Origin of the sequence: Solibacillus sp. FSL W8-0372 (assembly GCF_037969735.1) — a bacterium.
In the GTDB taxonomy this organism is placed as follows: domain Bacteria; phylum Bacillota; class Bacilli; order Bacillales_A; family Planococcaceae; genus Solibacillus; species Solibacillus faecavium.
Genome location: NZ_CP150204.1, coordinates 913934 through 935113, shown reverse-complemented (window position 1 = coordinate 935113; position 21180 = coordinate 913934). Strand labels below are relative to the sequence as shown.

21 protein-coding genes are annotated in these 21180 nt (G+C 39.3%); 1 reads left to right on the top strand and 20 read right to left on the bottom strand.

Going from position 1 to position 21180, the window contains the following annotated elements; genetic code table 11:
• Nucleotide 1: 1 nt before the first annotated feature.
• The 12 genes from rnc to MKY13_RS04420 all read right to left on the bottom strand — a co-directional run bounded on the left by rnc (nucleotide 2) and on the right by MKY13_RS04420 (nucleotide 12205).
• Nucleotides 2-763: a ribonuclease III gene (gene rnc / locus MKY13_RS04475; RefSeq protein WP_191698437.1), complete on the bottom strand. Its 762-nt coding sequence runs from the start codon at nucleotides 761-763 to the stop codon at nucleotides 2-4.
• A gap of 569 nt (nucleotides 764-1332) precedes the next feature.
• Nucleotides 1333-1569: an acyl carrier protein gene (gene acpP / locus MKY13_RS04470; protein WP_191698438.1), complete on the bottom strand. Its 237-nt coding sequence runs from the start codon at nucleotides 1567-1569 to the stop codon at nucleotides 1333-1335.
• Nucleotides 1570-1606: 37 nt separating this feature from the next.
• On the bottom strand, nucleotides 1607-2353 hold the full coding sequence (gene fabG, locus MKY13_RS04465; protein WP_191698439.1) for a 3-oxoacyl-[acyl-carrier-protein] reductase: 747 nt from the start codon (nucleotides 2351-2353) through the stop codon (nucleotides 1607-1609).
• The gene (gene fabD, locus MKY13_RS04460) at nucleotides 2344-3297 is read right to left on the bottom strand and encodes an ACP S-malonyltransferase (RefSeq protein ID WP_191698440.1); all 954 of its coding nucleotides are present in this window, start codon (nucleotides 3295-3297) and stop codon (nucleotides 2344-2346) included. Before fabD ends, fabG begins: the two co-directional genes overlap by 10 nt.
• Before the next feature lie 24 nt (nucleotides 3298-3321).
• A complete protein-coding gene (plsX, locus tag MKY13_RS04455; protein ID WP_191698441.1) occupies nucleotides 3322-4317 on the bottom strand; it encodes a phosphate acyltransferase PlsX in 996 nt (331 codons plus the stop codon).
• A gap of 5 nt (nucleotides 4318-4322) precedes the next feature.
• Nucleotides 4323-4886: a transcription factor FapR gene (gene fapR, locus MKY13_RS04450; RefSeq protein ID WP_191698442.1), complete on the bottom strand. Its 564-nt coding sequence runs from the start codon at nucleotides 4884-4886 to the stop codon at nucleotides 4323-4325.
• Between the two features lie 142 nt (nucleotides 4887-5028).
• Nucleotides 5029-7068, bottom strand: coding sequence for an ATP-dependent DNA helicase RecG (gene recG / locus MKY13_RS04445; protein ID WP_191698443.1), 2040 nt, complete (start codon nucleotides 7066-7068; stop codon nucleotides 5029-5031).
• A gap of 144 nt (nucleotides 7069-7212) precedes the next feature.
• Nucleotides 7213-8133, bottom strand: coding sequence for an L-serine ammonia-lyase, iron-sulfur-dependent, subunit alpha (sdaAA, locus tag MKY13_RS04440; RefSeq protein WP_191698444.1), 921 nt, complete (start codon nucleotides 8131-8133; stop codon nucleotides 7213-7215).
• Between the two features lie 12 nt (nucleotides 8134-8145).
• Nucleotides 8146-8808, bottom strand: a complete 663-nt coding sequence (gene sdaAB / locus MKY13_RS04435) for an L-serine ammonia-lyase, iron-sulfur-dependent subunit beta (RefSeq protein ID WP_191698445.1) — start codon at nucleotides 8806-8808, stop codon at nucleotides 8146-8148.
• 273 nt (nucleotides 8809-9081) lie between these two features.
• Complete coding sequence (locus MKY13_RS04430) at nucleotides 9082-10728, bottom strand: DAK2 domain-containing protein (RefSeq protein ID WP_339215472.1); 1647 nt, start codon at nucleotides 10726-10728, stop codon at nucleotides 9082-9084.
• A gap of 18 nt (nucleotides 10729-10746) precedes the next feature.
• Nucleotides 10747-11109 (bottom strand): Asp23/Gls24 family envelope stress response protein, encoded by a 363-nt coding sequence (locus MKY13_RS04425; protein WP_008403339.1) that lies wholly within the window; start codon nucleotides 11107-11109, stop codon nucleotides 10747-10749.
• Between the two features lie 220 nt (nucleotides 11110-11329).
• Complete coding sequence (locus tag MKY13_RS04420; RefSeq protein ID WP_339215470.1) at nucleotides 11330-12205, bottom strand: diacylglycerol kinase family protein; 876 nt, start codon at nucleotides 12203-12205, stop codon at nucleotides 11330-11332.
• Nucleotides 12206-12422: 217 nt separating this feature from the next.
• Between MKY13_RS04420 and rpmB the strand changes: the two genes are divergently transcribed.
• The gene (rpmB, locus tag MKY13_RS04415) at nucleotides 12423-12611 is read left to right on the top strand and encodes a 50S ribosomal protein L28 (protein WP_004227417.1); all 189 of its coding nucleotides are present in this window, start codon (nucleotides 12423-12425) and stop codon (nucleotides 12609-12611) included.
• Nucleotides 12612-12807: 196 nt separating this feature from the next.
• Here the strand turns inward: rpmB and MKY13_RS04410 are convergent, their stop codons facing one another.
• From MKY13_RS04410 to fmt, 8 genes are read right to left on the bottom strand one after another with little or no spacing between them, the layout of a single operon-like run.
• Complete coding sequence (locus MKY13_RS04410; RefSeq protein WP_339215468.1) at nucleotides 12808-13437, bottom strand: thiamine diphosphokinase; 630 nt, start codon at nucleotides 13435-13437, stop codon at nucleotides 12808-12810.
• Nucleotides 13434-14099, bottom strand: a complete 666-nt coding sequence (rpe, locus tag MKY13_RS04405; RefSeq protein WP_339215466.1) for a ribulose-phosphate 3-epimerase — start codon at nucleotides 14097-14099, stop codon at nucleotides 13434-13436. The genes MKY13_RS04410 and rpe overlap by 4 nt, the downstream gene beginning before the upstream one ends.
• A 2-nt stretch (nucleotides 14100-14101) precedes the next feature.
• Nucleotides 14102-14983, bottom strand: coding sequence for a ribosome small subunit-dependent GTPase A (gene rsgA, locus MKY13_RS04400; RefSeq protein ID WP_339215464.1), 882 nt, complete (start codon nucleotides 14981-14983; stop codon nucleotides 14102-14104).
• A 12-nt stretch (nucleotides 14984-14995) separates the two neighbouring features.
• A complete protein-coding gene (gene pknB, locus MKY13_RS04395) occupies nucleotides 14996-16960 on the bottom strand; it encodes a Stk1 family PASTA domain-containing Ser/Thr kinase (protein ID WP_191698451.1) in 1965 nt (654 codons plus the stop codon).
• Nucleotides 16961-16962: 2 nt separating this feature from the next.
• A complete protein-coding gene (locus MKY13_RS04390; protein ID WP_339215460.1) occupies nucleotides 16963-17709 on the bottom strand; it encodes a Stp1/IreP family PP2C-type Ser/Thr phosphatase in 747 nt (248 codons plus the stop codon).
• A 10-nt stretch (nucleotides 17710-17719) separates the two neighbouring features.
• Entirely contained in the window at nucleotides 17720-18868 is a 1149-nt protein-coding gene (gene rlmN, locus MKY13_RS04385; RefSeq protein ID WP_191698453.1) for a 23S rRNA (adenine(2503)-C(2))-methyltransferase RlmN, read from the bottom strand.
• 3 nt (nucleotides 18869-18871) lie between these two features.
• Nucleotides 18872-20239 carry a 16S rRNA (cytosine(967)-C(5))-methyltransferase RsmB gene (gene rsmB / locus MKY13_RS04380; protein WP_339215457.1) on the bottom strand — a complete coding sequence of 456 codons (1368 nt, stop codon included), beginning with the start codon at nucleotides 20237-20239 and terminating at the stop codon, nucleotides 18872-18874.
• Nucleotides 20236-21177, bottom strand: a complete 942-nt coding sequence (gene fmt / locus MKY13_RS04375) for a methionyl-tRNA formyltransferase (RefSeq protein WP_339215455.1) — start codon at nucleotides 21175-21177, stop codon at nucleotides 20236-20238. The genes rsmB and fmt overlap by 4 nt, the downstream gene beginning before the upstream one ends.
• Between the last annotated feature and the right edge of the window lie 3 nt (nucleotides 21178-21180).

Genomic DNA, 21180 nt, shown 5'->3' with positions numbered 1-21180 from the left:
GTTATTCCCCCTCTTGCTTTGACTGCTTAAGCATTAGCATGGCACTTTGCGCCGCTTGCTGCTCAGCCTCTTTCTTTGATTTTCCACGGCCAATACCTAATTCGTCATCATTTAGCAGCACACGAGAAACAAACGTTCTATTGTGTGCCGGACCTTTTTCATCAACAATTTCGTAGTATAAAAGACCGTTATTTGTTTGCTGTATAATTTCTTGCAATTGACTTTTAAAATCCATCACATGCGAAAAAGCACCGACTTCAACTTTAGGGAATACGATACGCTCTAAAAAGGCGACAACTACATCTAAGCCTTGATCTAAATAAAGGGCACCAATAAATGATTCAAATACGTCAGCAAGTAGTGCTGGACGTTCACGACCACCAGTTAGCTCTTCCCCTTTACCTAATAAAACATATTGTCCAAAATCAAGTTCATTCGCAAATACAACGAGCGATGGCTCACATACAATTGATGCACGTAATTTAGTAAGCTCACCTTCACTCATATTTGGGAATTTTTCAAATAAATATTTGGATACAGATAATTCTAGTACAGCGTCCCCTAAAAATTCTAATCGTTCGTTGTCCGTAAATAATTTGCGGCGATGCTCATTCACATAGGATGAATGCGTAAAAGCTTGATATAATAAAGCTTTATTTTGAAAATGAATATTCATTTCGTCTTGGAAAATTTGGAATTGTGATTTTACTTTATCAGGGAGTACACCAGGTTTGTGGTTGTTCCCTTTTCTTCTTTGGGTCATAGAGTTTCTGCCTTCCTATTAGTTTCTCACGTTTAGTTTACCTTGTTATATAGTATTGTGCAAAGGGTATCAGCCAAAATAGTTCCGAAATCCTTTTTATTTTGTTTATCCAATAAAATCTTGCAATTCCCCTGAAAAATCAGTTAATTACCCCCTTCCTGAATTTTGGTTGGATGGGGAAGTAAAATAAGTGGTTCATACTATAAGTGGGGGAGAGAGATTGAATTGCGGAAGGAGATAAATAACGGAATGAATTCCCCTTATTTCGAAAATAAAATAAAAAGCAGCAAAAATAAGGGAAGTAATTTCCGTTATTGATCAAAAAAACATAAAATTTCACGATTTTATTTAAATAACGGTAAAACGTTCCCTGATTTATCCTAAAAATGGACTACATCATTCAAATAACGGTAAAAATCTCCCCTTATTTTAGGAGGGCACTGAAAACTTATATTTTGCTGCGAGACTAATTCCAAATAAGCAACATTCCTCCGTTTATCTCCCCAATACGTAAAAGGGCTGTATTAAAGTCAAATCGACTTTTAATACAGCCCCAATAATTCTATGAATTAGCTAATTTTGCTTTCGATGTATGAAATTGCATTACCAACTGTAGCAATTTTTTCAGCATCTTCATCAGAAATTTCCATATCGAACTCATCTTCAAGTTCCATTACTAACTCAACAACATCTAATGAATCTGCACCTAAATCCTCACGGAATGATGCTTCTAATTTCACTTCGCTTTCGTCAACGCCTAAACGGTCAACGATAACTTTTGAAACACGCTCAAATACTGTAGACAAATCAGTCACCTCCCCTCAAGAATTTTAATAAACCATTTTAAGCCATCACCATGCCGCCGTCTATTTGCAGTGTTTGCCCTGTAATATAATTGGCGCTGTCTGATGCAAAGAACACTACTGCTTTTGCGATATCTTCCGGTTGACCTAGTTTCGCTAATGGAATTTGCTTCAGCATCGTTTCTTTTATCTCTTCCGGCAACGCTTCTGTCATTTCAGTTGTAATGAAACCTGGAGCGATTGCATTCACTAAAATATTACGTGATGCAAGCTCTTGGGCAGTTGTTTTCGTCAATCCGATAACACCGGCCTTTGCTGCCACATAATTTGCCTGTCCTGCATTTCCTGCCACACCTACTATAGAGGAAATGTTAACAATACGACCTGCTCGTTGCTTCATCATTTGACGTGTTACCGCTTTTGTACATAAGAAGACACCTTTTAAATTCGTATCAATGACGTCATCCCATTCATTTTCTTTCATACGCATTAATAAATTGTCGCGTGTAATACCTGCATTATTTACTAGAATATCAATTGATCCATATGTATCAATTGCTGTTTTCATTAAGTTTTGAACGGAATCGGATTCTGCAACATTCGCCTGTACAGCAATCGCTTCTCCGCCATTATTTTTAATCTCTTCTACAACTTCCAGTGCCTTTTGCTCGCTGCCGCTATAATTGACAACTACTTTAGCCCCTTCGCTTGCCAATTGTAACGCTATAGCGCGTCCAATACCGCGTGATGCCCCTGTTACGACTGCACATTTACCACTTAAACCCATTGTTTCCACTCCTTTGATGCTTCGACAACTTGCGTTAAACTCGCTTCATCATAAACACAATATGTTTGTACATTGCGGTCAATTTTTTTCACTAAGCCTGATAATACTTTTCCAGGTCCACACTCGATAAAGACCGTTACCCCTTCAGCAATAAGCTTCTCAATGTTTTGTTGCCATTGTACGGAGCTCGTTACTTGGGCTACCATTTCCCCTTTAATCGCTTCAACGGTTGTTAAGAGCTCTGAAGTTACATTGCTCACTACCGGAATGTTTGGTACCTGTAATGGCAAAGTTTCTACTGTATTCTTTAAGTTATGTGCAGCTTTCTGCATTAATGAACTATGGAATGGACCACTTACCACTAATGGCAATGCCCGTTTCGCTCCTGCTTCCTTTGCTCTTTTACACGCTTCTTCCACACCTTGTTTCGTCCCTGAAATCACAATTTGGCCCGGGCAATTGAAGTTTGCTACTTGCACAACTTCACCTTCAGCGGAAACTTGTTGGCATATAGCGTCCAGTTTTTCGGCATCTAACGCTAAAATTGCTGCCATCGCTCCCTGACCTGCAGGTACCGCCTCGTCCATAAATACACCCCGCTCATGAACTGTTTTTACTGCATCCTCAAACCCAATAACTCCCGAAATGACAAATGCACTATATTCTCCTAATGAATGTCCCGCCGTATAATGCGGTGTAATGCCCTCATCCATCAGCTTATTGGCAATCATTACCCCCGTTGTTAACAATGCAGGCTGAGCATGGTAAGTAAGTGTTAACGTTTCTTGAGGACCGTTCAACATATAGTCCGACAATGGAAGTTGCAACACTTCATTTGCTCGCTCATAAAATTGTCTGCTTTTTTCATCATTCGCAACGAACTCCGCGCCCATCCCTACAGATTGTGAACCTTGTCCTGGAAAAATAAAAGCAATTTTCGTCATTAAATAATCCCCTTTGTGAAGTTCTTATTCTGGCTTTGGCATTTGCTCGATTGTTTTGGCAATCGTTTCACATACTTCATGCTCTACCATAATCGTCGCCTGGCGAATGGCACTATAAATCGCACGTGCATTCGATGAACCATGAGCCTTAATTACCGGTGCTTTCAACCCGAATAATGCTGCACCACCATATTCTGTGTAGTCCATTTTATCTTTAAGTTGTTTTAAATCATTCTTTACTAAAGCAGCTGCGATTTTCGTTTTAGTTGTAGAAAACAGTGTTTCCTTCAGCATTTTGAATATTGTACCCGCAGTTCCTTCAATTGTTTTCAGTACCATATTACCTGTAAAACCATCTGTAACGACAACGTCTGCAACGCCATTTAATAATTCACGTGCTTCCACGTTCCCCTGGAAATTAAAGTCTGCATCCTTCAATAAGGTAAATGCAGATTTTGTCAGCTCATTGCCTTTTTTATCTTCTGTACCGATATTCAGCAATCCAATACGTGGTGCCTTTTGAGCACGTACTTGCTTTACATAAATATCGCCCATAATAGCAAACTGAAGTAAATTTTCCGCTTTAGCATCCGCATTGGCACCAAGATCCAGCATTAAAAAGCCGTCCCCATTCATTGTTGGCAATGTCGTTGCTAATGCAGGGCGTGATACTCCGTCAATGCGACCTACTTTAAATAGACCACCCGCCATTAAAGCTCCTGTATTTCCTGCTGATAGACAGGCATCTGCCTTCCCTTCAGCAACAGCATCCAGCATACGTGCCATTGACGAATCCTTTTTACGACGTACAGCACGTGCCGGATCATCTTCGGCTTCTACTACTTCACTGCAATGTACAATCGTTAAACGGTTATGTTCTTTTAAATATGGAGCCATTTTTTGTTCGTCACCATATAAATCAATTGTTATATTCTGAAAGTCATCCAGTGCAAGTAGCACACCTTCTACGATAGCTTGTGGGGCGTTGTCTCCACCCATGCCGTCTACTGCTATTTTCATATTATTTATTCACCTTTCGTACGGTACATTTCAAATTCCCCTTTGAAAACTAATTCGTTATCAACAGAAGAAATCACTTCAACAAATGTACGATTTTTTTCAGAGTTTTTCCCTTTTACAATTGCTTTCGTTACGACACGGTCACCCGCACGAACTGGCTTTACGAAAGCAACACTTGATTTTACTGTAAGGGCAAGCTCGTCATCAATTACCGCCACCGCCAAAGAGTTGGCCTGTGCAAATAAATGATGCCCACGCGCTATGCCATTGCGTTGGAATACATGTTCATCTCCAACATCAAAAATGGAGATAGCCCGGTTATCCAATTCAATATCAATAATTTCACCGATGACTTCATCTAGTGGTAAAGATTTTACTTCGTCATATTTTTTAGCAGCAACATCTTTAATACGCTCCCGTAATTCCGGGATTGCAAGTTCCATCCGATCCAGTCGAATCGTTTGAACGCTCACATTAAATTCAGCTGCTAATTGTTCATCAGTAACGAAAGGATTGTCGGCGATTTTTTCAGTCAATAAGGACTGTCGCTCTTTTTTGGAACGCTTCATACGTATTTGTTACCTACCTTTAATTTTATAAAAGATTAGTATTAGCACTTGGTACTAATATCAATATACAGGTATAAAAAAAGGAACGCAACATATTTTTGCTACGTTCCTAAAAAACCTGTGTTTCTAACTGTCCCACTAACTAATCGATTCGTTCCCCTTGCAGAACACCAGAAGCCTCTAACTCTTTACGAAGATACTCATATTCAGCATCGTGCCAAAACGCTTCTTCATATAGCATTTTAGCAGCATCTTGTCTTGCAGTTTCCAATGCACGATAGTCGTGTACGAGATCAGCCAATTTAAATTCAGGCAACCCACTTTGACGCTTTCCAAAAAAATCTCCAGAGCCCCGAAGTTCCAAATCTTTTTCAGCTAAACGGAATCCGTCATTCGTCTCTGTCATGCTCATCATGCGCTCTTTTCCTTCATCTGTTTTTGGATCCGCTATAAGTACACAATACGATTGATGCTCTCCCCGGCCAACACGTCCACGTAGCTGATGAAGTTGGGCTAAACCAAATCGTTCCGCATCATAAATTGTCATAAATGTAGCATTTGGAACATTTACCCCTACTTCAACTACGGTCGTTGAAACAAGAACATGGATTTTCCCTTCACTAAATCCGCGCATTACCGCATCCTTTTCATCAGAATGTAAGCGCCCATGCATGAGCCCTATTTCAAACTGATTGCCGAAGTAAGCTTTTAACTGTTCATATGCTTCAACAGCATTTTGCACATCAAGCTTATCCGATTCTTCAATTAACGGCGTAATAACATAAGCTTGGCGACCTGATACAAGCTCTTGTTTCATACGCATTAATACACTATTTAACTGCTCTTTCTTTAGCCAGTGAGTTTCAATTTCCTTACGTCCTGCAGGCAGCTCATCGATAATGGAAACATCCATTTCACCAAAAGCTGTAATCGCCAATGTACGCGGAATGGGAGTAGCAGTCATAAACATAACATCCGGACTTTCTCCCTTTTCCCGTAATACTCGACGTTGTTCTACCCCAAAACGATGCTGTTCATCTGTAATTACAAACCCTAGGTTATGAAATTCGACATCTGGCTGAATCAATGCATGTGTACCAATCAGAATATCGATTTCACCTGCTGTCAGCTGTGCCAATAATTCACGACGGGCCTTTACTTTTGTTGAGCCAGATAACAAGGCGACCTTGACACCAATTGCATCAAACCATGTATGTAAGTTTTCAGCATGCTGCTCTGCCAAAATCTCGGTTGGTGCCATTAAAGCCCCTTGATAGCCTGCTGTTACCGCAGCATAAAGACCGATTGCAGCCACAACAGTCTTACCGGAACCTACATCCCCTTGTAGAAGACGGTTCATACGCTGTGGAAGCAGTAAATCTTTACATATTTCATTGACCACTCGCTTTTGTGCACCTGTCAACTCATATGGTAATGTAGCGATAAACTCCTTTAATTTTTCTAAATCAAAACGAATTGAAATTCCCTTTTCATTTTCCTTATTCGCTTTTCTTAAGGCTTGAATACGGAGTTGAAATTGTAATAGCTCCTCATAAACAAAACGACGGCGCGCCTGTTTTGCATGTTCAGCATTTAGTGGGAAATGTACACCTTCAAGTGCATCATGAATATTAACTAATTGATAATTTTCACGAAATACACTCGGCAATGTTTCAGGCAATTGTTCCTTTACAGAATCTAATGCTTGTCGCATGTATTTACGAAATCGCTTTTGCTGGATATTTCCCTTTAAACTATATACCGGCTCAAAATCTATTTGATCGGTTTTCGGACCAAATGTAACAGTGGACCCTACAATTACTTGACGGCCACGATCCCATTTACCTGTCACCGTAATAATATTGCCCGTTAACAGCTTTTGCCGCAAATAGTTCTGATTGAAAAACACTACTTTTATTAAATGTCTTCCTGCAAGCGCCGTAAATTGAAGTCGGGATTTATTTTTCCCTAAAAATAATACTGTTGGCTCACTTTCAACACGCGCCTCAATAGTGACACGCTCATTATGTGGTGTTTCTGTTAAATCCTTCAATCGGAAATCTTCATGGCGATACGGAAATGTCCAAATCAAATCATGAACGGTATGTATGCCAATTTTCATCAAATTTTCAGCTGTTTCTTTTCCGATACCCTTTAATTGTGAAACTGGCTCATGGATCATTTTCGACACTTCCTTTACGAAATATTTGTTCCTTAAGAATAGCATAAAATAGGTGCATACGTTCTCTTTCAAATGAAAAAAAGCTTGTGCTAAAAATCTGAAAGATCTTTAACACAAACAAATAAACCTCTATACATTCAAATACTAATTGCTGTTTACACGTGATTTTAACAGGCTCTTTAAATCTCCACCTTCAAAAATTGCATGTGTAATCGCTTTACCAGTCGGTGTTGCCGCTAAGCCGCCACGAGCCGTTTCTTTTAAGTTCGGGCTCATTGCCTGACCGATACGGTACATTGCACCAATAACTTCATCACACGGTATGCGGCTAGTCACACCTGCCAACGCCATATCCGCTGCAACAAGTGAATTCGATGCACCCATTGCATTTCTCTTTACACACGGTACTTCTACTAAGCCGGCAACCGGATCACAAACTAAACCAAGCATATTTTTCAATGTAATTGCGAATGCTTCTGAACTTTGCTGAGCAGTTCCTCCAGCCATTTCGACAATCGCTGCAGCAGCCATTGCGGATGCACTTCCTACTTCCGCCTGACAGCCACCTTCTGCTCCTGAAATCGAGGCATTGTTTGCCACGATAAAACCAAATGCTCCTGAAGTGAATAAATAGCGGATCATTTGTTCACGCGTCGGATTCAATTTATTTTGCACAGCAAATAATGTCCCCGGAACTACTCCCGCAGAACCTGCAGTCGGAGTCGCACAAATTGTACCCATTGCTGCATTTACTTCATTTGTTGCAACAGCTTTGCTGACAGCATCAAGTAAAAGATCTCCGGCTAATGAATTGCCTTTTTTAATATAATTTTGAATGAGTACAGCATCTCCACCAGTTAAACCCGTTACGGACTGTACTCCTTTTAAGCCGCGCTCCACCGCTTCTTCCATAATCGTCAAGTTACGATCCATCTGCGCAAAAATTTCTTCACGAGTACGGCCTGTAATTAACATTTCCTGCTCTATCATTAATTCAGAAATTAGCTTTCCTTCTTTCTCTGCTAATTCCACCAATTCTCGAACACTACGAAATAAAACATCCATTTTTGTCACCCCTTAATTATTAATTTTTGAAACTTTCGTAATATGCGGGATGTAAGAAATTTGCTCTAGTAGACGCTGATCTATATTCTGGTCCACTTCAATAACCATTAAAGCAGTTAAGCCACGTTCGATACGTGATACTTCCATATGCCCAATATTTACGTCATGCATCGCTAAGCAATTAGCTACGTTTGCGATACATCCTGCACGGTCATCATGCACGACTAAAATAGCCGGCATTCCTCCTGTAAGTCGCAGTTTAAAGCCATTCACTTCGCTAATTTCAATTTTACCGCCGCCAATTGAAATACCTTCAACACTCATTTCCGACTCATCATCGCCCATTAAAAGACGTGCTGTATTTGGATGTTCTTTATTTGCTGTTTCTGGAATAAATTCAAATTGCAAACCGGCTTTTTCCGCTTCGGCAAAAGCTGTTTTAATACGTTCGTCATCTGTATCATAGTCGAGTAATCCTCCGACAATAGCGACATCAGTGCCATGCCCTCGATAAGTTTCAGCAAATGAACCATATAAATAAATTTTTACCCATTTAGGTTGACGTCCGAACAAATCACGCGCGACACGACCAATGCGTGCTGCACCAGCTGTATGTGAAGAGGATGGCCCAATCATAACTGGACCGATAATATCAAAAACTGATGTAAATTTCATAATGATAATCCCCCATTTTCTTTCATACTTTCATATACATCTAGTGTACTCATTTTCTCTGCAATTAACAAACTTCTTGTTGTTAAAACAGAATAATAACCATTATAAGGAGAAATGCCCTTATCATTCCGGATTGAAAAATAAACGGAGAAAATTCACTTATTATAGGTTACTTCGTAAATTAAATCATGATTGCAAACAGAAAAACATCAATTTTTCTCACAAAGAGAAATAATTGATGTTTTTCGTATGATCCCAGTTGCTTTTTACTATTTATTCTACAGAAAGAATGAATGGGTAAAGGGATTGTTTACCTTCAACAATTTCCACTTCTGCATCCGGGTAATTTTCTTCGATAAAGTTTTGTAATTCATCTGCCTGCTCTGCTGTTGCATCTTCACCAAAAATGATTGTAACGATTTCCGAATCTTCATCCATTAATCCTTCAAGCACTTTTTTCGCTGCATCCATCATTTCAGGAGTCGATAAAATAATTTTACCTTCAGCTAATGCCATGTAATCATCTTTGCGGATTTCAACACCATCAATCGATGTATCGCGTACTGCAAATGTTACTTGACCTGTCTTCACATGAGCAAAACCTGATGTCATGTTATTTTTATTATCCTCAACCGACTCAGCAGGATTGAATGCTAAAATAGCTGCCATCCCTTGAGGAATTGTTTTTGTTGGCACAACAGCAGCTTCAATTTCCAGAAGCTCGACTGCTTGTTCTGCTGCCATAATGATATTTTTGTTATTCGGCAAAATTAATACACGTTCTGCACCAATTTCCTGAACAGCTTTCACGATATCCTCAGTAGAAGGGTTCATCGTTTGTCCACCTTCTATTACATAAGAAGCACCGATTGAACGTAATAAATTTGAAACACCTTCACCCATTGCAATCGTTACAATTGCATATGGAACTTTTGTTTTTTGCTGTTTAGCAGGCGCTTTTGGTGCATCATTGACGATAGCAGAATGCTGTTCACGCATATTATCTACTTTAATTTTAATAAGACTACCATATTTTTGACCAGCTGCAAGTACGTCTCCAGGAGTTTCCGAGTGAATATGTACTTTCGCAATTTCATCATCTGAAATGACTAATAATGAATCACCCATTGGATTTAACTCTTGGCGGAACTGCTCTTCGTCAAATGGTGTTTTATCTTCTTCAAAGCGCACCATGATTTCTGTACAATATCCAAATTCAATATCAGATGTGTCCATGAAATCCTGTACACGATGGTGTTCAGCATTGATTAAATCATCTAGTGAAGATTCATTTTTCGCTGGTAAAGGTTCACCTTTCATTGAAGCAAGGAATCCTTCGTAAACAAATAGTAAGCCTTGGCCACCACTATCCACAACACCAACCTCTTTTAATACTGGTAAAAGATCCGGTGTGCGATTTAATGATTGCTTGGCTTCTTCGATAAATGCTTCCATTAGCGTAATCATATTATCTTCTGTTTCCGCTACTTCGACACCTTTTGCCGCAGCTTCACGTGCTACCGTTAAAATTGTACCTTCCACGGGTTTCATAACGGCTTTATAGGCAGTATCTACGCCTGCTTGGAAAGCATTCGCTAAGCCCTTCGCATCAATTTCAGCATCTTTCTCGATTGCTTTACCGAAACCACGGAATAATTGAGATAAAATTACACCTGAGTTACCACGAGCTCCCATAAGTAAGCCCTTTGATAGCGCTTGTGCCGTTTTACCGATATGTGCACTTACATTTGCTTCTGTTTCATCTGCACCAGATGTCATTGATAAATTCATATTTGTCCCTGTATCACCATCCGGCACAGGGAATACATTTAGTGAATCAACATATGCTGCATTTTGGTATAGGTGATGTGCACCCATTTGGACCATTTCAGCAAATTTAATTCCGTCTAAAGACTTCATTCGATTCATTTCCTCCTCTTACACATTCGCAACACGAACGCCCTGTACAAAAATATTAACTGATTTAACGCTCATACCTAATGTTTTATTTACTGTATATTTTACTTTTGATTGTACTTGATAAGCGATCTCAGAAATTTTTGTACCGTAGCTTACAATAATGTACATATCAATATGTAAGTCATCACCTTCTTGGCGGATGAGCACACCTTTAGCAAAATTCTCTTTTCGTAAAATATCTGTTAATCCATCACGAATTTGATGTTTTGATGCCATGCCTACAATGCCATAACATTCAATCGCTGCTCCACCAGCAATTTGAGCAATAACATCATTGGAAATATCAATATGACCGAATTCGTTATTTAATTCTACTGACATAGTGAATGCCCCCTTGGCTCTATTTAACTAATTTATATTGTACTACACAAAAGTTGATTATAAAAGAAAACGTTCATCCCCGTCTAGCTTGAAGTCATCTTTTTAACAAACTTCATTTTTTTATTTCAAATTTTTCCATTCAATATATAGAATTATTTAAACTTGATAATTTGAGTATTCGACAAAATCCAATTGTTATACGGGAGCATAATTAATAATGTTAATTATTACAATAAAATTCGATATGATTATGCAAAACTGAAATTTTTGCCGGTAATTGACTGATTAAGTCCCCATCGACATTTAAAGGAAGTGGTTGATCCGCTTTAATTTGAATTTCCTGTGCATCAAATTTTGTTATATTATCGTCCTTCTCATGATTGCCTGTTATAAGGTTTTTAGCTGTACCGACTACCTGTAATGTATTGGTGCTCTTCACGATAAAACCGTGCAGTAGACCATCCGACGTGTCAGCATCTTCATTGATTTGTCGGAAACTGCCGACAGAGTTCGTTAACACACATATAAAAATCATTATATCTTCTTTATAAGTTTGTCCGTTTGCAGTTATTACTATATTACAAGAGTTATTTTCGATCGCTGCTTTTACCCCCTCAAATAAATAGGCGAGTGCACCAAGTGATGTTTTTTGCTCTACTGACACCTCTCCTACTGCTTCCGCCAATGAACCGATGGCAATAATGTTTGTAAAATATATATTATTGACCTTACCAATATCCGCCTTTCTTGTACGCCCTCCAAGTAAAGCGATCGCTTCATCAGGATTGAGGGAAATATTTAATGCGCGTGCAAAGTCGTTCACTGTTCCTAAAGGGACAATTCCGACAACCGGTCTGTGCGGCTGTTCAGCAATTCCGTTAATTCCTTCATTTAAAGTTCCATCTCCCCCTACTAAAATGACCGTGTCATAGTTTTCATCACATGCCCTTTTAGCATATCGGGTCGCATCCCCTTCACCCATTGTTTCTTTCATCACCACTTCATAATTATGTAATTGGGCAATAATTTTTTTTTCATATTCTAACGCTTTCTCTTTTCCTGAAGACGGATTTATAATGACCATACATTTTTTCATGCAAATTCCCCCAATAAAATATATTTTTTCATATATTCTATTACCTTTTATCCGGAATTTTTAATCTATAATTTCAAATAGGGTGTAAAGGTTTTTTTCTTGAAAGGTTATGTAAAATGTCTTGCACTCATTGCTTTGGTATGTTAAATTATTATGGTATGTGAAATAACGAACTGAAATAAAGATTTCAGATTCAGCTGTAAGGAGGAATTTTACAATGCCAAAACAATGCGTAATTACTGGCCGTAAAGCTCGTACAGGCAACAACCGTTCACACGCTATGAACGCTAACAAACGTACTTGGGGTGCTAACCTTCAAAAAGTTCGTATCTTAGTTGACGGTAAGCCAAAACGTGTATGGGTTTCTGCTCGTGCTTTAAAATCAGGTAAAATCGAACGCGTTTAATCGCGTATAGAGTATCGGCTCTCTTGCTGGTACTCTATTTTTATGCAAAAAAACTACAGCCCCCATTCTTTATGAGCTGTAGTCAGGAACTTTATTTTTCTTTCTTTTCTTTACGAAACAACTTCACGCAGCCTCTCGCGACCCCACTTAACCATTTCGGCATTTGAAATGTATAGACTTTCAGTGTTGTTCCTCCTTAATCTTTACTCTTTATCATTAAACATATGCCACCCGTAAACGAAATAGACCCTTCGTCTATTATTTCATTGCTTGTAAAACGCGATGTCCCTTGCTCAATCACTTCATCAAATGTTTCATATTTAACACCGCGCAATGTCACATTTTGAAGTGTCTTACCATATGAAAAAAAGGAAACATATGAATAATCGGATTGTTCTAACAGATGTGTACCCGGGAGTAAAAATTGAATGCTATTTTGGGAATTAATAATCTTAAATACTATATGAGGATATTGTTGCTGCATGAAAGATACAGATCGTAATGTTGCTTCATAATGATCTAAGCGACCACCTGTAACACCAGTCAATAATACTTCCGTCGGCTCATAGGTTAGTGCTTTTTGCAATGCCAAATCTGTATCTGTTTCGTCCTTTTCTGCCTGAAATTGTTCAATATGATCAATAGCTTCGGATATTCGCGCAAACTCCTCCGCGGTAACTGAATCAAAATCTCCTACTATATGGTTTGGGTAAATGCCTTCGTCGATTAAATATAAAGCCCCCCGGTCAACCCCAATCCATATGTCAGGCATTAAAGAAAAGGCGACCTCATGGATAGGGCCGCCTGAGCAGATTGCTACAATCACTGGATTGCCGCTAGTCCTGCTTGTTTAATTTCCTGTAAAGCCTGTGCGCGATCTTCTTTACTGTAAATGGCAGAGCCCGCTACAAAAACCGTTGCTCCTGCTTTAGCACACTGGACAATTGTTTCTGCATTAATGCCACCGTCAATTTCGATTTCAATATTTAAACCGCGTTCTTTAATAATTTTTGATAACGCTTCTACTTTTGGTACTACTGATTCGATGAACTTCTGCCCACCAAAGCCTGGGTTTACAGTCATAAATAATACCATATCTACATCTTCTAAAACGTGCTGAATCGCTTCAATCGGTGTATGTGGATTTAACACGACACCTGGCTTTACACCGTAAGAACGAATCAATTGGATTGTACGGTGCAGATGACGGCATGCTTCCACATGAACAGTAATATAATCTGCTCCTGCTTTAGCAAATTGCTCAATATATTGGTCTGGATTTTCAATCATTAAATGTACGTCCATCGGTAAAGTAGAGAGCGGGCGAATCGCTTCTAGTGCAATCGCACCGAATGAAATATTCGGTACAAAATGACCGTCCATTACATCGATATGAATCAATTCTGCTCCTGCTGCCTCTACTTCTTTCACTTCTTGTCCCAGCTTTGCGAAATCTGCTGCTAAAATCGATGGTGCAATTTTAATCATGTCTAATACCTCGGCTTTCGATCGATAATTTCTTGTAAAATTTGTTCGTAATGCTCATAACGGTAAGGTCGAATTTCACCAGCTTCTACCGCTTGTTTTACCGCACATTTCGGTTCCTTTATATGTAGGCAACCACGGAACTTACAATTCTCGCTGATTCGCTCGAATTCCGGTAAACAAGATGTCAGTTCTTCCTTTTCAATCATATCAAAATCAAATGAACTAAAGCCCGGTGTATCCGCCAACAATCCACCACAAACTTCAATAAGCTCGACATGGCGTGTTGTATGTTTCCCACGCCCTAAGCTTTTTGAAATAATGCCTGTCTTCAAATCCAATTCAGGAAGTAATGTATTTAATAAGGTTGACTTCCCAACACCTGACTGTCCGGCAAGCACTGATGTCTTATCTTGCAGAAACGGTTTGATTTTCTCCAGTAATGTTGGATCATCGATATAAGTTTCAATAATTTCATAGCCGATTTCTTTATAGTCATCGATATATGTTTGTAAATGCGAACGTTCCGCATCATTCAATAAATCCATTTTTGTTAAAATAATAATCGGTTGTACTTGGAACGATTCTAGCACGACTAAAAATCGGTCAAGCAGAACCGTATTAAAATCGGGCTCTTTTGCGGAAAACACAAGTAATGCCTGATCAACGTTCGCAATCGGTGGTCGAACCAATTCATTTTGTCGTTCCAAAATTTTATCAATAGAACCGTCCGATTCTCCATCATACGAATATTCTACAAAGTCACCGACAAGTGGAGATTCTCCGCGATTACGGAAAATCCCACGTCCACGGCATTGTATTAATTTGCCTTCTTTTTCAACATAATAATAGCCACTTAATGCTTTTCGAATTTGGGCTTTCGCCATCCAATTCCTCCTCTATTCCATTAATTCTTCATAAGTTATTGTTTTATTTTCAATGACACTGTTATCACGATCAATTCGGTAGGCCGCTTTATCACCTTCGACAATAAATAGTTCAATTTGATACATTGTGTCTTCGGTAATCGTAAACGTTTCTACAGGCTCTACCATCGAACGTGATTTATCCTGAATATAAATCGTTACTGTCTGTTCCATACCTTCTTCAGCAGGTTCGTACGGAATTTCAATTGTACTTCTATATGGCTTTTCTTTTTTTGCCTGTGGACCTTTAGATACTACTACATTAATGGTACCGCCCTTTTCAAGCGTAGTGCCTGCCTTTGGTGTTTGGCTAATTACTTCTCCGACTGGTTTATCCGAATATTCCTCACCTGTCACATTCACTTTAAAGCCTGAGCTAAGTTCGTATTCTTTACGGTTTGCTTCGTTAAAAGTTAGTAAGTTTCGTACTTCGACTACTTCTTTCCCTTTACTAACTTTCAAAACAACATCCGTTTCATTGAAGAGCACTTCTTCTCCCGCTTCTGGTGTTTGCTCAATAATTTCGCCTGGTACGTGATCAGAAGAATACACCTCTTCAAATTTGTAGTCCTTAAAGCCGCCTTCCTCTAAGAGCGATATAGCTTGATCCCGTTGAATCCCTACAAAATTCGTCATAGCTATAGGTGCTTTTCCAATGCTGACAATTAAATCTATTTCCGAACCTTTTTCTCTTTCGCGGCCGGCAATTGGATCTGTTTCAATAACTCTTCCCGCTTCAATCTCTTCAGAATTACGTTCCTCTTGTTCGCCAATAACAAAGCCTTGTTCCTGTAAAATACGGATGGCATCCTCTAATGTTTCGTTTGTCACATCTTCTATTACAACTTTATTCGGTGTCATCATAAATGCTATGACAGTAAAAATTATCGCTAAAGCAACCAGTATACCGACAATTAGTGGCCACTTTTTCTTTTTTTGTTTCTTCTGCTCCTGCTGTTGCACTGTCGGGTCTGTTTCCATGCGTACTGTTTGTTCCGTCAAACCTGTGGATGGTTGCTGAACAGATGCTACTGCAGGTTTAGGGTCTTTTATAATTGGAATCAGCTTTGTTGCACCGTCATCTACAGGTGGTACAAATTTAGGCTCATTCACTCGTTGAATGGATAAACAAGTATCTAAATCTTCTTCCATTTCTTCTGCGCTCGTGTATCGGTGGTTCGCATCTTTTGAAGTTGCTTTTAATACGATATTCTCTACACTTTGCGGAATGCTCGCATCAAATTCCCGAACAGACGGTGTTTCTGTCTGTAAGTGCTTTAAAGCAATTGAAACAGCTGATTCACCCGAAAATGGCAATTCCCCTGTTAACAACTCATATAGCACGATACCGAGTGCATAAATATCGGATTTCATCGTTGCAATGCCGCCACGCGCCTGCTCAGGCGATAAGTAATGAACTGTTCCTATGACCGAATTTGTTTGAGTAAAGCTTGTAGCTCCAAGCGATGTCGCAATCCCAAAATCGGTAATTTTCACATTGCCTTCTTCATCCATTAATATATTTTGCGGCTTAATATCCCGATGAATAATACCATTCTCATGTGCATGTGCAATCGCAGAAGTAAGCTGTTTCATAATATGAACACTCCGCGCTGCCGATAAAGGTGAAAACTCCTGTATGTATTGTTTCAATGTTTTCCCTTTAATATATTCCATAACAATATAGTGCATATCCCCATCTTCGCCAACATCATAAATGCTAACGATATTTGGATTTGTTAAACTTGTAGCGGACAATGCCTCACGCTGAAAACGACGGTGCAATTCTTCTTCATTTGCTAAATCATAGCGTAAAATTTTGATCGCGACATCTCGACCTAAAATAATGTCATGTGCTAAATACACATTTGACATACCGCCTCCGCCAATTAATTGTAATATCTTATAACGGCCACTTATATGTTTTCCTACAAGCATTGCTACACCTCCTGCACCGTTGTCATTAAAATAAGGGAAATATTATCTTCGCCACCACGGTCATTTGCTAGTTGCACTAATTTTTTCCCCTTTTCCTCTATGGAGATTTGGGGCGTAATAATTGTTGCCATTTCTGTTGTCGTCAGCTTATTGCTTAGACCATCTGAACAAATGAGTAAGTAGGCTTCATTCGATAAAGTCAATTCATAAAAATCCGGTTCAATTGAAATTTCTGTACCTAGTGCTTTTAAAATGAAGTTTTTCTGAGGATGATTTAGTGCCTCTTCTTCACTAATTTCTCCATTTTCCAATAAAATATTTACGTAAGAATGATCTCTTGTTACTAACTTTACTTCTTCGTCTGCAAAATGGTAAACACGACTATCACCTACATGACTAATAAGGCACTCATTTTCATCAAGCAGCGCCGCAATCATCGTCGTTCCCATACCTTTACAATTTTCATGTGTTAAGGAATATTGATAAATTTTTTGATTAATATGTGAAACCGCATTGCGTAACCAATCCAACTTTAATTGTTTCGATGCAAAATCTTCAGCATCCACCAGTTTAAAAAGCCTGTGCATTTCCGTGATGGCCATTTCACTTGCAACATCACCTGCATTATGTCCACCCATACCATCTGCTAAAATTGCAAGCTTAAAATGATCGGGGCGCTCAAAAAACGCGGCCCGATCTTCATTTATTTTTCGCTTTAACCCAATATCACTTTCCACTGTAAAGTTCACTATAGTCCACCTACTTTGTTTCGTGTGATCGTTCCTGTGCACGTAACTGGCCACAAGCAGCAGCAATATCCGCACCTTGCTCACGACGGATCGTTACGTTAATACCTTGCTCTTTAAGCGTTTTTTCAAAGGCAAAAATCTTACTGCGTGACGTACGAATATAATCGCGCTCCGGCACGTAGTTAATAGGGATTAAGTTGACATGGCATTTAATGTTTTTAATAAGCTTAGCAAGCTCTAACGCTACTTCTTCTGTGTCATTTTCTCCGGACATTAGACCATATTCAAACGTGACACGGCGTCCAGATTTCTTCGTATAGTATTTTACCGCTTCCATCAGCTCTTCTAATTTATATGCTTTCGCAATCGGCATTAGTTTTTGGCGTGCTTCCTGATTTGGTGCGTGAAGTGATACAGCAAAGTTAATTTGCATGCCTTCATCAGCAAATTCATAAATTTTCGGTACGATACCAGAAGTTGAAACGGTAATATGACGTGCACCGATATTTAGACCTTTGTCATCATTCATGATTTTCAGGAAGTTCATCATCGCATCATAGTTATCAAATGGCTCACCGATTCCCATAATTACGATTGATGATACACGTTCATTTGTTTCATCTAATTGTTGCTGCACTTTTACAACTTGCTCAACAATTTCACCAGCCATTAAGTGACGTTTTAAACCGCCTAAAGTTGAGGCACAGAATGTACAGCCAATCCGGCAACCTACTTGAGTCGTAACACAGATTGAATTTCCGTAATCATGACGCATTAATACTGTTTCGATAGAATAACCATCTTGCAATTGGAATAAAAACTTAATTGTACCGTCTTTTGATTCCTGTTTAATAATTGTTGAAAGCGTCGTTAAAGCAAACTCCGCCTCTAGCTTTTCACGTAATGCTTTCGGTAAGTTTGACATATCCTCAAATGTTTGGACACGCTTTTCATATAGCCATTCATAAATTTGCCCTGCACGGAAAGCTTTTTCCCCGTTTGTTGTTAACCATTCTTTCATTTCATCTAGACGCAATGAGTAGATTGAAGGTTTTAACTGAGGCTTTTCTTTTTTCACACGACGTACTGGCTTATCTGCTGTTTCTTCCACTAAATCCTGAATTCGTTCATCAAATTGTTTTAATTGTTCTTGCTCCATTAGTTAATTGGACGCTCCTTTTTTTACGAATGCAGCAACGAAAAATCCGTCACTACCAATATCTTGAGGGAATACTTGCAGCATCCCATTTTGTTGTTTCGCTTTTAGTTGTTCTGGCAAATTTTCTATTGGCTCCAAATTCATTTCAGGATGCTCATTTAGGAAGGCTTGTACCGTACCTTCATTTTCTCTGCGGTCAACTGTACACGTTGAGTATACTAATCGCCCGTTTTGCTTTAATAGCTGTACTGCATTATTTAAAATCGCAAGCTGGATTGTCTGCAGACTTTCCAAATCTTCTTCGCGCTTCGTATATTTAATATCCGGCTTACGTCTCATTACACCAAGTCCTGAGCAAGGGGCATCAACAAGTATTGCATCATAGCTTTCTTTTGTTAAAAAGCTGGCTGCCTTTCTTCCATCAAGCGGTGCCGTTTCAATAATATTTAATCCTAAACGTGCAACATTCTCATCGATTAAATCTAATTTCTTCACATGAAGATCAGTCGCTAAAATTGAACCTTCATTTTTCATAACTTCTGCTAAATGCGTCGTTTTTCCGCCAGGTGCTGCACACATATCCAACACTTTCATACCCGGCTGTGGATTCAGTACTTTTGCCGGAAGCATTGAGCTTTCATCCTGAATCGTAATGAGGCCATTTCGGAAGGCTCCTGTTCGTGCTGCCTGACCGCTTTCCAGATGGATACATTCAGGCATAAATTCACTGCGTCGCGCTTTTACACCTTCACGCTCAAGTGTTGTCAAAACTTGTTCAACAGTTGCTTTCGTCGTATTTACACGAACGGTTTGCAACGGTGCGATATTGTTTTCAAGAAGCATTTCGCGTGTTTGTTCATAGCCATAGCTTTCAACCCAACGATTAACTAACCACTGCGGATGGCTCGTTTCCACGGCTAAACGTTCATTTGCATCCTTTATTAAATCAGTTGAACGAACACCTTCACGTAAAATGGAACGTAATATTCCATTTACCATTGAGGCAATCCCTTTATGGCCACGACGTTTTGCAATTTCCACAGCTTCATTCACTGCAGCATGTGCCGGAATACGTGTTAGATAATGCATTTGGTACAGCGACATGCGGAGCAGCCAGCGAACCCAAATATCAACCTTGCCATGAATAAAAGGTTCTAAATAATAATCAAGTGTCAGCTTATACTGCAAAGTTCCATATGTCAGCTCTGTCAACAGGCCACGATCTTTTGCTTCTATTTTATATTTTTCAATCGTTTGGTGTAATAATAAATTACTGTAGGCCTGACTTTTATCGACCGTTAATAAAATCGTTAACGCCGCATCCCGCACATTGCCATCCCAAATTACTTGCTTTTTATTATTTTTACTCATTCAAAACGGTCCCCAATCTGTAATTTCGAGCCCGTTCCACGTAGAAATTCTTCTGCGGTCATACGTTTTTTCCCGGCTGGCTGGACATCATAAAGCGCCAATGTATTTCCATCACCTGTCGCAACTTCAAAGTGATCTTTTGCTATTTTCACTACTTCTCCCGGTGTCGCATTCGTTGTAGTATCCCCAACTTTTGCCCACCAAACTTTAAAATTAGCACCTTCAAAAGTTGTATATGCTACTGGCCATGGATGTAGTCCGCGCACTTGATTATACAATGCACGTGCATCATTATTCCAATCAATCAACTCCTGCTCACGGCTAATATTGCGTGCATATGTCACAAGCGTTTCATCCTGTACGATGCGTGCATTCGTACCATTTATAATCGAAGGCATTGTTTCTTTTAATAATTGACGGCCGACCATACTTAGCTTTTCAAACATGCTACCTGTATGATCCGTATCTTCAATTGTGATTTCGCTTTGGGAAATGATATCCCCTGCATCAAGCTTTTCCGCCATATACATAATTGTTACACCTGTTTTTGACTGACCATCGATAATCGATTGGTGAATTGGTGCCCCACCTCGATATAAAGGTAAAAGAGAGGCATGTACATTAATGCAGCCTAGTCGTGGAGCTTCAAGAAGTTCTTTCGGTAAAATTTGACCGAATGCAGCTGTTACGACTAAATCCGGGTTTAATGCTAAAATTTCTTCAAGCTCCTTCGAACCGCGCAACTTTTCAGGTTGAATTATTGGTAAGCCTAATGCGAGTGCTTCTTCTTTTACAGGTGGTGGCGTCAATACTTTTTTACGTCCTACAGGTCTGTCCGGTTGAGTAACAACAGCTAGAACCTCATAGCCTTCTTCATGAAGCATACGCAAAATTGGCGCTGAAAAGGCAGGCGTTCCCATAAATACGATTTTTGTCATCGA